Source organism: Nocardioides sp. (assembly GCF_024509035.1).
GTDB lineage: Bacteria > Actinomycetota > Actinomycetes > Propionibacteriales > Nocardioidaceae > Nocardioides.
In genome coordinates this window covers 17,126-29,968 of sequence record NZ_JANINT010000170.1, presented here as the reverse complement: position 1 = coordinate 29,968, position 12,843 = coordinate 17,126, and the positions used below count along the sequence as shown (strand labels likewise).

14 protein-coding genes and 1 pseudogene are annotated in these 12,843 nt (G+C 74.3%); 8 read left to right on the top strand and 7 right to left on the bottom strand.

Annotated features, from left to right (window positions below):
- Positions 1–314, top strand: a 314-nt coding sequence (locus Q0L15_RS13140; RefSeq protein ID WP_296604896.1) for a L,D-transpeptidase, incomplete at its 5' end; no start/stop codon positions are given.
- 35 nt (positions 315–349) lie between these two features.
- Here the strand turns inward: Q0L15_RS13140 and Q0L15_RS13135 are convergent.
- Positions 350–961, bottom strand: coding sequence for a hypothetical protein (locus tag Q0L15_RS13135; RefSeq protein ID WP_296604895.1), 612 nt, complete (start codon positions 959–961; stop codon positions 350–352).
- Between the two features lie 65 nt (positions 962–1,026).
- Between Q0L15_RS13135 and Q0L15_RS13130 the strand changes: the two genes are divergently transcribed.
- Complete coding sequence (locus Q0L15_RS13130) at positions 1,027–2,310, top strand: isochorismate synthase MenF (protein ID WP_296604894.1); 1,284 nt, start codon at positions 1,027–1,029, stop codon at positions 2,308–2,310.
- Between the two features lie 426 nt (positions 2,311–2,736).
- On the opposite strand, the gene Q0L15_RS13125 is transcribed toward Q0L15_RS13130, so the two are convergent.
- Entirely contained in the window at positions 2,737–3,372 is a 636-nt protein-coding gene (locus Q0L15_RS13125) for an MBL fold metallo-hydrolase (RefSeq protein ID WP_296604893.1), read from the bottom strand.
- A 35-nt stretch (positions 3,373–3,407) separates the two neighbouring features.
- On the opposite strand from Q0L15_RS13125, the gene Q0L15_RS13120 reads away from it, so the two are divergent.
- The 5 genes and pseudogenes from Q0L15_RS13120 (at position 3,408) to Q0L15_RS13100 (ending at position 6,048) form a co-directional block, all read left to right on the top strand.
- Positions 3,408–4,016, top strand: a complete 609-nt coding sequence (locus Q0L15_RS13120; protein ID WP_296604892.1) for a LysE family transporter — start codon at positions 3,408–3,410, stop codon at positions 4,014–4,016.
- Positions 4,013–4,495: a GNAT family N-acetyltransferase gene (locus tag Q0L15_RS13115; protein WP_296604891.1), complete on the top strand. Its 483-nt coding sequence runs from the start codon at positions 4,013–4,015 to the stop codon at positions 4,493–4,495. Before Q0L15_RS13120 ends, Q0L15_RS13115 begins: the two co-directional genes overlap by 4 nt.
- Before the next feature lie 48 nt (positions 4,496–4,543).
- Positions 4,544–5,134 (top strand): TetR/AcrR family transcriptional regulator, encoded by a 591-nt coding sequence (locus Q0L15_RS13110; RefSeq protein WP_296604890.1) that lies wholly within the window; start codon positions 4,544–4,546, stop codon positions 5,132–5,134.
- 24 nt (positions 5,135–5,158) lie between these two features.
- Positions 5,159–5,662, top strand: a pseudogene (locus tag Q0L15_RS24980) (alpha/beta fold hydrolase); the annotation flags it as partial.
- A gap of 143 nt (positions 5,663–5,805) precedes the next feature.
- The gene (locus Q0L15_RS13100) at positions 5,806–6,048 is read left to right on the top strand and encodes an alpha/beta hydrolase (RefSeq protein ID WP_296604888.1); all 243 of its coding nucleotides are present in this window, start codon (positions 5,806–5,808) and stop codon (positions 6,046–6,048) included.
- A gap of 10 nt (positions 6,049–6,058) precedes the next feature.
- On the opposite strand, the gene Q0L15_RS13095 is transcribed toward Q0L15_RS13100, so the two are convergent.
- From Q0L15_RS13095 to Q0L15_RS13075, 5 genes are all read right to left on the bottom strand, one after another.
- A complete protein-coding gene (locus Q0L15_RS13095; protein ID WP_296604887.1) occupies positions 6,059–7,933 on the bottom strand; it encodes a Na+/H+ antiporter in 1,875 nt (624 codons plus the stop codon).
- 36 nt (positions 7,934–7,969) lie between these two features.
- Entirely contained in the window at positions 7,970–8,305 is a 336-nt protein-coding gene (locus Q0L15_RS13090; RefSeq protein ID WP_296604886.1) for a hypothetical protein, read from the bottom strand.
- A 79-nt stretch (positions 8,306–8,384) separates the two neighbouring features.
- Positions 8,385–9,956 (bottom strand): thiamine pyrophosphate-binding protein, encoded by a 1,572-nt coding sequence (locus tag Q0L15_RS13085; RefSeq protein ID WP_296604885.1) that lies wholly within the window; start codon positions 9,954–9,956, stop codon positions 8,385–8,387.
- Complete coding sequence (locus Q0L15_RS13080) at positions 9,953–10,894, bottom strand: o-succinylbenzoate synthase (protein ID WP_296604884.1); 942 nt, start codon at positions 10,892–10,894, stop codon at positions 9,953–9,955. Before Q0L15_RS13080 ends, Q0L15_RS13085 begins: the two co-directional genes overlap by 4 nt.
- Complete coding sequence (locus tag Q0L15_RS13075) at positions 10,891–11,901, bottom strand: AMP-binding protein (protein ID WP_296604883.1); 1,011 nt, start codon at positions 11,899–11,901, stop codon at positions 10,891–10,893. Before Q0L15_RS13075 ends, Q0L15_RS13080 begins: the two co-directional genes overlap by 4 nt.
- A 44-nt stretch (positions 11,902–11,945) precedes the next feature.
- On the opposite strand from Q0L15_RS13075, the gene Q0L15_RS13070 reads away from it, so the two are divergent.
- On the top strand, positions 11,946–12,821 hold the full coding sequence (locus Q0L15_RS13070; RefSeq protein ID WP_296604882.1) for a 1,4-dihydroxy-2-naphthoate polyprenyltransferase: 876 nt from the start codon (positions 11,946–11,948) through the stop codon (positions 12,819–12,821).
- Positions 12,822–12,843: the final 22 nt, after the last annotated feature.

The window sequence follows — 12,843 nt, the reverse complement described above, 5'->3', positions numbered from 1 at the left end:
TGCGCTGGGTCGTCGACGGCGCTGTGCAGCAGACCCTCGACGTGCGGTTCGGCGCTTCGAGCACCCCCACCCGCGAGGGCGTCTTCCACGTGTACCTCAAGGACGCCGACCACGTGTCCCGGCTCTACGGCTCCTCGATGCCGTACTCGATGTTCTTCTCCGGCGGCCAGGCCGTGCACTACTCCTCGGACTTCGCCACGGTCGGGTACGGCGGTGCGTCCCACGGCTGCGTCAACGTGCGCGACTACGACGGCCTGGCGCACCTGTACGGCCAGGTGCGCGAGGGCGACAAGGTCGTCGTCTACTGGTCCTGAGCGCCCGATCGGGGACTCGCCCGGCCCGGCCGGGCTCAGAGCTCGTCGAGCAGGGCGTCCGCGGTGTCGACCAGGTCGGTGGCGTCCACCTCGGACGCGCCGATCTGCGCGGTGAGCCCGTGCCGGGTGACCTGGCACTGGCTGAAGACCGGGTCGGCCGGCTCGTCGCCGGTCGAGCCCTGCCCGTAGCTGAGGATGCAGACCCCGTCGCCGACGGCGGTGATCTCGGTGGCCGGCGCACCGCCGGACGCGTCGGGGTCCGGGATGCTGTTCGGCGCGAAGGCACCGCCCTCGGCAGCGAACACCTGGACGAACACCGCCTTCGTGCCGTCGAGCACGTAGGTGCGGGTGGCGGCGGCGTGACCGAGGACGTCGGGCAGCACCTCGTTGCCGTAGTCGCTGTTCGACCTCTCCTGGCCGGCGATCTCGTCGGCCTGGTCGGCGTAGTCACCGCCGGCGAACGCGGCCGGGTCGTCGGCCGCGGCGTACCCGCCGGGCAGGGTGTCGGGGAGCGAGAGCGCGGCGGTCTCCTCCTCCCCCACCACCTCGGGGAGCCCGATGGCGAACGCGGAGACGAGTCCCAGCGCGACGACCCCGAGGAGGATCGCGATCCAGGTGGTCGTGGTCGACGACGTGCGGCTGCTCACGTCCGGCGACGCTACCGGGGCCGCGGGTGCGGGTCTCGGCGGGGTGCGTGAGTACCCTCGGCAGGGTGACGAGCAGCTCCACGCCCGGCCCCGCGCCCGACCAGGCGTCGCCGGTCCCGGCGGACGCCCTCGTCGTCCGCACGGTCGCCCTCGACCTCGACCAGGCCCAGAGCCTGCTCGCGCTGGTGCCGGCCGAGCGTCCCGTCACCTGGCTGCGCCGCGGGGACGGCCTCGTGGGCTGGGGCGTCGCGGCCGAGGTCCGCACCCACGGCGCGACCCGCTTCGCCGATGCCGGCAAGTGGTGGAGCGAGCTCATCGCCCGCGCCGCCGTCCACGACGAGGTGGTCGAGCCGGGCACCGGCCTGGTGTCCTTCGGCACCTTCGCCTTCGCCGACGAGCCCGGCGACTCGATCCTGGTCGTGCCGCGCGTCGTGGTCGGTCGCCGCGGCGACGTGGCCTGGCTGACGACCGTCGGCGAGCCGGCCGACGAGCCGATCGTGCCGGCGGAGCCGGCGTCCGCCCCGGCCGAGGTGAGCTTCGCCGACGGTGCTCTCAACGGCGAGCAGTGGATGTCCGTCGTCGCCGACGCCGTCGCGCGGATCAGCGCGGGCGACCTGGAGAAGGTGGTCCTGGCGCGCGACCTGATCGCCACCGCCAACGGGCCCATCGACGTACGCGCCCCGCTCGGCCGGCTCGCCGAGACCTACCCGATGTGCTGGACGTTCCACGTCGACGGCATGTTCGGCGCCACCCCGGAGATGCTGGTGCGCCGCGAGCGCGGCCTGGTCACCTCGCGGGTGCTGGCCGGCACGATCCGACGCACCGGCGACGACGAGCGCGACCTCGCGCTGGCGGCCACCCTGGCCCGCTCCTCGAAGGACCTCGAGGAGCACGAGTACGCCGTGCGCTCGGTCGCCGACGCCCTCGAGCCGCACTGCTCGTCGATGAACGTCCCCGAGGCGCCGTTCGTGCTGCACCTGCCCAACGTCATGCACCTGGCGAGCGACGTCGCGGGCGTCGTCCACGACGCCGCCACGGTCTCCTCGCTCCAGCTGGCCGAGGCGCTGCACCCCTCCGCCGCCGTGGGCGGGACGCCCACGGCCGTCGCGACCGCGCTCATCACCGAGATCGAGGGCATGGACCGCGACCGCTACGCCGGGCCGGTCGGTTGGATGGACGCCTCGGGCGACGGCGAGTGGGGCATCGCCCTGCGCTCGGCGCGCGTCGAGGGCAGCACCGTGCGGCTCTTCGCCGGCTGCGGGATCGTCGCCGACTCCGACCCCGAGGCCGAGCTCGCCGAGTCCCAGGCGAAGTTCGTCCCGGTCCGCGACGCGCTCACCACCGGCTGACCGCGGGGTCGATCTCGGAGGGACGGCTGGCCTCTGCGCTGGGTCGGCGGCCGCCCGGGGACGTCATACGAAGTGGCCGCCCCAGCAACCAGGACGTATGACGTCTGGCGCGCCGTCCGGGGACGTCATACGAGGTGGCCGTCCCAGCGACCAGAACGTATGACGCCCCGGGGTGACCACAGGTCGGCGTCCTCCCGACAGGCGCCAACTCGTCTCGGGCCAGCAGCCACGCACCCACCGCAACCACACCGTCTGGAGTCCGACCCGAGACCGATCCCGCGGCCCGCGCGGCGACGAAGTCGACGCGCGAGACGCGGCCTTGACGCGCATGGCGGAGGACGAACACTGGCGCCCACGGGAGGACACCGACCCACCCAGGCAGACACCAACGCTCGCCCCGGTGAGGCTCGACCGACGGCCGCCGCCCTACAGGTCCTCGCCGTCGGCGCGGCGGACGTACTCCAGCCCGTCCTTGGGCAGGAACGCGTTCATGTGCGTGTCGACGATGCCGAGCCCGGCCTCGCTGTAGACCCGGTCGTGGATGGCCAGGTTGCGCGGCGCCTTGACGGCGCGGGCGAACTCGATCGCCTCGGAGGCCTTCATCCACGGCGCCGACACCGGGCAGCACAGCACGTCGACCACCTCGCCGGGCTCGGTGAGCGCGTCGCCGGGGTGGTAGACCTTCGTTCCCCCGAGGTCGAGGACGTAGCCGCTGTTGGTGATCCGCGGGTACTCCGGATGGATCACCGCGTGCAGCTCGCCGACCGCGCGCACCGGCACGCCGACGTCGAAGCTCTCCCCCGGCGCCACGACCGTCAGACGCTCGGCGACAGCAGGGGCGTCCTCCCGGACCTTCGCGGCGACCCCCTCGATCGTGAAGACCGGAGCATCGCTCGCGAGGAGGTGCGCCGGCAGGTAGTGGTCGGGGTGCTCGTGGGTGATCAGCACCGCGTCCGCTCCGTCGAGGGCGCCCACGTCGGTGAACACGCCAGGATCCAGCACGACCGTCGTGCCGTCGTGCTCGATCCGGACGCACGCATGGCCGAACTTGGTAATCCGCATGCGTTGAACGGTAGTCCGCTGGGACGATCGTCCCCGTGTTCGAGGTGGTCGTCTCCGGTCTCGTCACCGGCTGGGCGATCGCGATCCCGATCGGCGCGGTCGGGGCGTTCCTCGTCACGCTGTCGGCGCGTACGTCGTTCGGGGTCGGGGCGGCCGCGGCGCTCGGCGTGGCCACGGTCGACGGCGGCTACGCCCTGCTCGCCGTCGTGGCCGGCGCGGCGGTGGCGGACGCGCTCGACCCCGTGGCCCATGCGCTGAAGGTCGCGTCGGGGATCGTGCTCCTGGTGATCGCGGCGCTCACGGCGGCTCACGCGGTCGGTCGCACCGGGCGGGTGCGGGAGGTCTCGGCGATGCGCGCGCGCACGGCGTACCTGCTCTTCCTCGGGGTGACCGCGGTCAACCCGACGACCGTCGTCTACTTCGCGGCCGTCGTGCTCGGCAACCAGGACCTGACGTCGGGGCCCGCGCAGGGCGCGGTGTTCGTGACCGCCGCCTTCGCGGCCAGCGCGTCGTGGCAGCTGGTGCTCGCCGGTGGCGGGGCCGCCCTGGGCCGGGTCGCGACCGGCTACCGGGCCCACCTGGTCACCGGCCTGGTGTCGGCAGCGGTCGTCGCCGGTCTGGCGCTCCATACGATGCTCGGATGACGCCCACCCTGCGCCCAGCGGTCGCGACCGATGCCGTCGCGGGCGCAGCGCTGCAGCGGGCGTGCTGGCTCGAGGCGTACGGTCCGCATGTCGACCGCGCGCTCCTCGAGGCACGGGTCGGCAACGAGCAGCCCTGGATCGACGCGTGGGTGCGGCAGCTCGCGGTCGGGCCCCCACGCGTCGTGGCCGAGGCGGGCGGGGAGCTCGTCGGGTTCGCGGTGGCCGGGCCGTCGCGCGACGAGACGCCGGTCGCCGCCGACGAGCTGTACGCGATCTACACGCGCGCGGCGTGGTGGGGCACCGGTCTCGGCCCGCGGCTCTGGGAGGCGGTCCGGCCCGCCGGCCCGTGCTCGCTGTGGGTGCTGGAGGCGAACCTGCGTGCGCGCACGTTCTACGAGCGCCAGGGGTTCGTCGCCGACGGCGCGCGGGAGCTGTACGCCGACCTCGACGCGTGGGAGATCCGGATGGTCCGGCCCTGAGCGTGGCCGGGCCTTCCATGAAAAGCACGACCGTTCTATCCTGAGGTCGTGAGCAAGGGCCAGGAGACGAAGTCCGCGATCCTCGACGAGGCGCTCGCCGTCGCGTCGCGGGTCGGCTTCACCGGGCTGTCGATCGGGCGGCTCGCCGAGCAGACCGGCATGAGCAAGAGCGGCCTGTTCGCCCACTTCCAGTCCAAGGAGCAGCTCCAGCTCCAGACGCTCGCCCACGCCAAGCGCCGGTTCGTCGACACGACCGTGCGGCCTGCCCTCACCGTGCCGCGCGGGGAGAAGCGGCTCCGTGAGCTCTTCGAGCGCTGGCTGACCTGGGAGAGCCAGACCCTCCCGGGGGGCTGCATCTTCGTCACCGGCTCGGTCGAGTTCGACGACCAGCCGGGACCGATGCGCGACGCCCTCGTCGCCGACCAGCGCGACTGGCTCGACACGATCGCGACCGTGGTCGAGGCCGCCGTGACCGAGGGCGACTTCCGCCCCGACCTCGACGCGCGCCAGGTCGCCTTCGAGCTGCAGGCGCTCACCCTGGGCTTCCACCACTTCGCCCGGCTGCTCGGTGACGAGCACGCCACCGACCACGCCCGGACCGCGTTCGAGGGGATCCTCGAGCGCGCCCGGGCGCGCTGACCACCTCCTCCAGAAAGGCCCGACATGTCCTTCTCACGGCTGCAGAAAAGCACGATCGTTCGTCTTAAGAATCATGCCTTCCGGACCGCCTTCCGGGTCGGCGACCGGATCGCGCCCGAGCTCACCGGGCGGCGCGCCTGCGACCTGTGGTTCACGGTGCCGCCGCCGATGGCCCCGGCGCCGCTCCCCCCGGGCGGCGAGCCGTTCACGGTGCTCGCCCAGGGCGCCGCTGTGCACGGCCATGTCTGGGGGACCGGGCCGGTCGTCTACCTCGTGCACGGCTGGGGAGGTCGTGGCAGCCAGCTCGCGGCCTTCGTCGACCCTCTCGTCGCGACCGGGCACCGGGTGGTCCTCTTCGACGGCCCCTCCCACGGCGACTCCGACCCCGGGCCGGCCGGCCGCGGGCGCACCCACGGCGTCGAGCTGGGCCGCGCACTCGACGCGGTCGCCGCCCGGTTCGGTCCGGCCGAGGCGGTCGTCGCCCACTCCCTCGGCACGATCGCGACCTACCTGGCGCTCCGCTTCGGCTGGCTGGGCACGCGCCGCCTGGCCCTGATCGCCCCGATGGTCGAGGCGACCAGTCTCTTCGACGGGTTCCAGGCCGCGCTCGGGTTCGGCGAGCCACCCGCGCCGCGTTCGACCGGGCGGTCGACCGCCTGGTCGGGATCTCCGTGGCGGAGTTCGACGCCCGCGTGCAGGCGGCGTACGCCGACCCGGTCCCGACGCTGGTCGTGCACGACGTGGACGACCGGCAGACGTCGTACGACGACGCTCGCGCCCTGGCGGCCTCGCTGCCCGACGCCCGCCTCGTCACCACCGAGGGGCTCGGCCACCGGCGCATCCTGCGCGACCCGGACGTGGTCGCCCAGGTCGCGGCCTTCATCGCCGGGACCGACCGGGTCGAGGCGGCGTGACCGCGCGACCTCAGGCCGTGAGGTGGTGGACGTAGCACCAGCGCCAGTCCTCGCCGGGCTCGGCCGACTGCATCACCGGGTGCTGGGTCTCGTGGAAGTGCTCGGTCGCGTGCTGGCGCGGCGAGGAGTCGCAGCAGCCCACGTTGCCGCACTCCAGGCAGCGCCGCAGCGAGACCCACTGGGTGCCCTCCTCCACGCACGCACGGCACGACGTCGCCGGCGGCTCGTCGACGGCGGCGTACCGCTCGAGGTCGGCGCACAGCTCACCGATCTGCCAGCGGCGGGCGGCGTACGCCGCGGTCTCGTCGCGCTCCTGCTCGGCGCTGTCGAGCATCGACTCCTCGACGTCGAGCATCGCCAGCACGTCGGCGACCACCTCGGAGGGCACCTGACCCGCGCTGCGGATCTCGAGGATCCGGCCGCGCTCGGCGTCGATGAGCCGGCTGCGGATCCGGTAGTAGAGCGCCGCCGGCGACTCCTGGTCGGCCTGGGTGCCGAGCCGCTCCCACGCGGCGAAGTTGCGCTGGTCGAGCCGCTGGCGGATCAGGTCGACGACACCGACCCGGTCGTCGTACTCGAGCGTGTCGAGCTCGTCGAGCGCGGCCTTGGACGCCTGCTGGAGCAGCGTCGCGCGCGCGAGTGCGTCATCGAGCGGGTCGGGCGCGGGGACGCGCAACCGGCGGGCGAACCACGGCAGGGAGAGCCCCTGGATCAACAGCGTTCCGGCCACCACGGTGAACGCGGCCATCAGCAGCACCTCGTGGTGCTCGGTGTCGTCGGGGATGACGAACGCGGCGGCCAGCGTGACGACGCCGCGCATGCCCGCCCAGCCGAGCAGGAACTGGAACGACCACGGAGGGGCGGGGTGCTGGGCGTCGCGGTTGCGCGGGCGGCGGAACAGCACCGGGCGGAAGGCGAAGACCCAGACGAGACGCAGCACGATCACCGCGACTAGCGTCGAGAGGCACACGGTGGCGATCCGGGCGGGGCTGAGGTCGCTGTCGGCGAGGTCCTGCCACAGCCACTGGGCCTGGAGGCCGATCAGCGCGAACACCGTGTTCTCGAGCAGGAACGCGATCGTGCGCCAGTTGATCCGCTCCGCGATCCGCGACTGCGCGGTCTGCAGCACCGGCGCACGGTGGCCGAGCAGCAGACCCGCGACCACCACGGCGATCACGCCGGAGGCGTCGATCTCCTCGGCCAGGATGAAGGAGGTGAACGGCACCACGAGCGACAGCGCGACGTCGACCGAGGGGTCGGTGATCCGGCGCCGCATCGAGGCGGCGATCCAGTAGGCCACCAGGCCCACGGCGGCGCCTCCGGCCGCGGCGAGCACGAAGTCGAGGCCGATCTCCCAGGCGTGGATCGTCGCCGTGGCGGCGATCGCGGCGACAGCGGTGCGCAGCAGCACGAGCGCCGTCGCGTCGTTGAACAGCGACTCGCCCTCGAGGATCGTCACGATCTTGCGCGGCAGCCCGATGTGGCGCCCGATGGCGGTCGCCGCCACCGCGTCCGGGGGAGCCACGACCGCACCGAGCGCCAGCGCGACCGGCCAGGACACGTCCGGGACCAGCGCGTGGACCAGCCAGCCGACGCCCACGGTCGTGAACACCACCAGGCCGACCGACAGCAGCAGGATCGGGCGGCGGTAGGTGTTGAAGTCGACCAGGGACGAGGACAGTGCGGCGGCGTACAGGAGCGGGGGCAACAGCCCGATCAGCACGACCTCGGGCTCGAGGTGCACCTGCGGGACGAACGGGAGGAACGACGCGGCGGCGCCGGCGACGACCAGCAGCAGTGGAGAGGGCACACCCAGCCGGCGCGCCACGAGGACGCCGGCGAGGACGCCGACGGCGAGGGCGACCAGGAAGAGCGCGATGTCCACCCGCACATGGTGCCGGATCGCCGGAGCGGCGGTCGTTCATGTCTGCGGGGTGAGGCTCCCGCGACCGCTCGTGTAGTGGGTCTCGTAGCGCAACGAGACCGGCTGGTCACCCGGCGGCAGCAGCAGCGAGCACGCCTGGGTGAGGTAGTCCGCCTCGATGTGCACGCTCACGTGGACGTTGCGGTCGGCGGGCACCTCGAAGGTCACCGCGCCCCAGACGACGACGTACCGCCGCCCGTCGACCCCCACCACCGGGACGTGCCTGCCCGCCCCCGCGTTGCCGCTCGTCAGGGCGATCGTCATCAGGCGCCGCGGACCGTCGTGCGCATCGACGTAGGGGATCACTCCGGGCTGCGCTGGCATGGCCGTCATGGCGGGAGTCTCCCGTCGCCCGCTGTCGCGCAAACGCCCGGTCGGCGGGCGCTCGGCGGGCCCTTCCTCAGGCCCTTCCTCAGGGGCGCAGGGCGCGGATCCGGGCGTCGAGGTCCCGGCGGTTGTCACGGCGTACGACGGCCTCGACGACCTCGATCCCGCCCGCGGGCGAGGCCAGGGCGTGCTCGAGCTCGGCGAGCGAGTCGACCCGCCAGTGCGGCGTGCGGGTCGCGGCACAGAGGCTGGCGAGGTCGACGTGGTGGGGCGTGCCGAAGAGCCGGTCGTACTGCTCGGCGTAGTCGTCGGCGCCCTGCTCGAGCATCGCGAAGATCGACCCGCCGTCGTCGTTGACGACCACGATCGTGAGGCCGGGGACCGCCTCCCCCGGCCCGACGACCAGGCCGCCGGCGTCGTGGAGGAACGTCACGTCGCCCATCAGGGCGAGCGCGCGGGTGCTGCGCGGGCGACCGAGGGCGGCGCCGACCGCGGTGGAGATCGTGCCGTCGATGCCGGCCAGGCCGCGGTTGGCGACGACCTTGCGGCGGGCGCCGACGTCGTAGCGCGGCACCATCAGGTCGAGGTCGCGGATCGGGCTGGACGCACCGACGACGAGCAGCCCACCGGCGGGGAGCGCCCGGGCCACGGCACCGGCGACCTCGTGGGGCGTGAGCTCGGGCTCGGCGGCGAGGAGCCCGTCGAGCTGGCGTGCCACCGACCGGTCGGCCGCGCGCCACTCCTCGATCCAGTCCGGCTCGTCGGGCTCGTCGACACCGACCCCGCCGAGCACCCGGGAGTCGACGGCGAACGGCCGCTCGCTCCAGACGCCCCACGCACCCAGGTCCACGACCTCGACGTCCTCGCGGGCCAGCAGCCGGCTGACCGGACGCGACAGGGTCGGGTGGCCGCCGACCACCACGCGCTCCACCCGCGACCCGAGGTCGCCGTCGAGCAGCAGGCGGTAGGTGCGGATCGCGTTGTCGCCGGTGCGCGAGCCGCTCGACGGCTCGGCGAGCAGCGGCCACCCCGCCTGCTCGGCGAGCACGCGGACCCGAGGGCCGGCGTCGTCGCCGGCGACCACGACCGTCCGGGGCCCGCGCGAGAGCGTCGTGAGCGAGGCCGGGACCGCCCGGCGCACCGGCTCGCCGGGGACGACGTCCGGCGCCCACCGGTCCGCGGGCACCAGAGGCTCCTCGAGCGGGACGTTGAGGTGGACCGGGCCGGCGACCAGCAGGTCGATCGGGCCGGTGGCGTCCTGGGTCGCGACCAGCGGGCCGAAGATGCCGACCTGGTCGGTGGTCTGGTTGGCGCCGGTACCGCGCAGCCGCGCCGGCCGGTCGGCGGAGACCACGACCAGGTCGATGCCCGCGTGGGCGGCCTCGAGGACGGCCGGGTGGAGGTTGGCGACGGCGGTCCCGGACGTGCAGACGACGGCCGCCCGGCGACCGCTGCGGGTCAGCCCGAGGGCGAGGAAGCCGGCGGTGCGCTCGTCGATGCGGGTGTGCAGGCGGACCAGGCCGGCGACGGCGGCGTCGTACGCCGCGAACGACAGCGGCGCGTTGCGCGAGCCCGGCGCGACCACGACCTCGGTGACGCCTGCCTCGATCAGTGCGGTGAGGACCCGGCGGGCGGTCTCGGTGGCGGCGGTGGTCACGAGCGACGATCCTCCCGCAGTGCGCGCACCTCGGCCAGCCGGGCCTCCCAGTGCGCGACCCGGTCGGGCTCGGCGTGCAGCAGCGACTCGTCCACGACCGGGACCCGGACGGGCAGCTCGCCGTCCACCGGCAGCAGCGGATCGGTCACCACCTCCGCCGCCAGCAGCTGCACGGTCGCGAGGCCGCACGCGTAGGGCAGCTCCGGCAGAGCGGCGGCGAGCGCGACCCCGGCGGCGATCCCGACGCTGGTCTCCAGCGCCGAGGAGACGACCACGGGCAGGCCGATGTCCTCGGCGATGCGCAGGCACGCGCGGACCCCGCCGAGCGGCTGCACCTTGAGCACGGCCACGTCGGCCGCCTCGAGGTCGCGCACCCGGTAGGGGTCGGCGGCCCGGCGGATCGACTCGTCAGCGGCGATCGGCACGCCGACCCGGCGGCGTACGGCGGCGAGGTCCTCGACGCTGGCGCAGGGCTGCTCGACGTACTCGAGGCCGCCTGCCGCACGGTCGAGCACCGGGATCGAGGCGGACGCGGTGTCGAGGTCCCAGAGGCCGTTGACGTCGATGCGCACCCGCCCGTCGGGGCCGAGGGCGTCGCGCACCGCCTCCACGCGGGCCTGGTCGTCGGCCAGGGTCTGCCCGGGCTCGGCGACCTTGACCTTGGCGGTGCGGCAGCCGCCGGCGAGCACGATCGCGTGTGCCTGGTCGGGCCCGACCGCCGGGACGGTGACGTTGACGGGCACCCGGTCGCGCACCGGCGCGGGCCAGTCACCGGCAGCGGCCTCCTCCGCGCACCGCAGCCAGGGCTCGGCGACCGCGGCGTCGTACTCGAGGAACGGGGACCACTCCCCCCACCCGGCCTCACCACGCAGGAGCACGCCCTCGCGCACCGTGATGCCGCGGAACCGGGTCCGCATCGGCAGTGACCAGACCCTCATGCACCCTCCTCGAGGGCCGAGCTCCTGAGCGCCAGCCGGTCGGGCTTGCCGTTGGCCAGCAGCGGCATCGCGTCGAGCGCGACGAGCTGGCGCGGTGCCCACGACCGCGGGTGCGCCTCGGCGACCCAGTCGCGCGCGGCCTCGAGGCCCAGGTCGCCGACGACGAAGGCCACGACGCGGTTGCCCCACTCCTCGTCGGGCACGCCGAGCACCTCGACCTCCGTGACGTCGGGATGCTCGCGCAGCCGGGCGGCGACCGCGGGAGCGGGCACGTTGACGCCGCCACTGACGACGACGTCGTCGACGCGGCCGAGCACCTGCAGCCGGCCGTCCTCGTCGAGCCGGCCGGCATCGGAGGTCCGGAACCACCCGTCCACGAGCACCTCGGCCGTCAGCCCGGGGTCGCCGTCGTAGCCGTCGAAGAGCGTCGGCCCGGCGATGCGGATCCGGCCGTCCGCGTCCAGTGCCACCGCGACGCCGTCGAGGGCGTAGCCGTCGTAGACGCAGCCGCCCGCCGTCTCCGCGGAGCCGTACGTCGCCACCACGTGCACGCCCTCGTCGCCGGCTCGGCGGCGCAGCGCGGGGTCGATCGGCCCGCCGCCCAGCAACACGGTGTGGAACCGGCGCAGAGCCTCGGCGTCGGTGTCGAGGAGGCGGTGCAGCTGGGTGGGCACCAGCGACACGAACCGGTCGCCGTCGGCCATCGCCGCGGTAGCCGCCGCGAACGAGGCGTGGTCGTCGACCAGCACCGGGTCGTGGCCGGCGACGAGCGAGCGGCAGACGACCTGGAGGCCCGCGACGTACGACGCCGGCAGCGCCAGCAGCCACTGGCCGGACGCGCCGACCCGACGCGCGGAGGCCCGCACCGAGGCGAGCACCGCGTCGCGGGAGAGCCGCACCCGCTTGGGTCGGCCGGTCGAACCCGACGTCTCCACGACCCAGGGAGCCGGGTCGTCGGCCGCCAGCCATGCGGCGAGCGCGCTCACCGCCGTGCGTCCGTGATCCACCTGAGTGAGGCTAGAGGGTGGGATGAGTGCTTGAATCTCCGGTCGTGGCAACTCCCGACCAGTGGCTCGCCGGCGCGCGACCCCGCACCCTGCCCGCGGCCGTCTCCCCGGTGCTCGCGGGCACCGGCGTCGCGGCGTACGTCGACGGTTTCGTGTGGTGGAAGGCGCTGCTCGCCCTGGTCGTGGCCCTGGCGTTGCAGGTCGCGGTCAACTACGCCAACGACTACTCCGACGGCATCCGCGGCACCGACGCCGACCGGGTCGGGCCGATGCGGCTCGTCGGCTCCGGCGCGGCCAGCCCGGCGGCGGTCAAGCGCGCGGCGTTCCTCGCGTTCGGCGTGGCCGGTGCGGCCGGCCTGGTGCTGGCGGCGACGACCGCGTGGTGGCTCGTGGCCGTGGGGGTGGTGTGCGTGCTGGCTGCCTGGTACTACACCGGCGGGTCCAAGCCCTACGGCTACCTCGGGCTCGGCGAGGTCATGGTGTTCGTGTTCTTCGGGCTCGTCGCGGTCGTGGGGACGACGTACGTGCAGACCGAGACCTGGGAGTGGGCGGCGCTGTACGCAGCCGTCGGAGTCGGGGCGCTGGCGTGCGCGATCCTCGTGGCCAACAACCTGCGCGACATCCCGACCGACACGGTGGCCGGCAAGCGGACGCTCGCGGTCGTGCTCGGCGACCGGGGCACCCGGACGCTCTACGTGGTGCTCGTGGCGGTGGCCGCGCTCGCGGTCGTGGCCGTCGCCGCCGCGACCTCGTGGTGGGTGCTGGTCGGGCTCGGGTTCCTGGTGCTCGCCGCCCGGGCAGCGCGCATCGTCACGGGCGGGGCGAGCGGCCCGGGTCTGATCCCGGTGCTGCAGAGCACCGGGATGGCCGAGCTCGCCTGGGCGGCACTGGTCGCGGCCGCGCTCGTCGTCACCGGCTGATCCGACCGCGCCCGGCGTACGC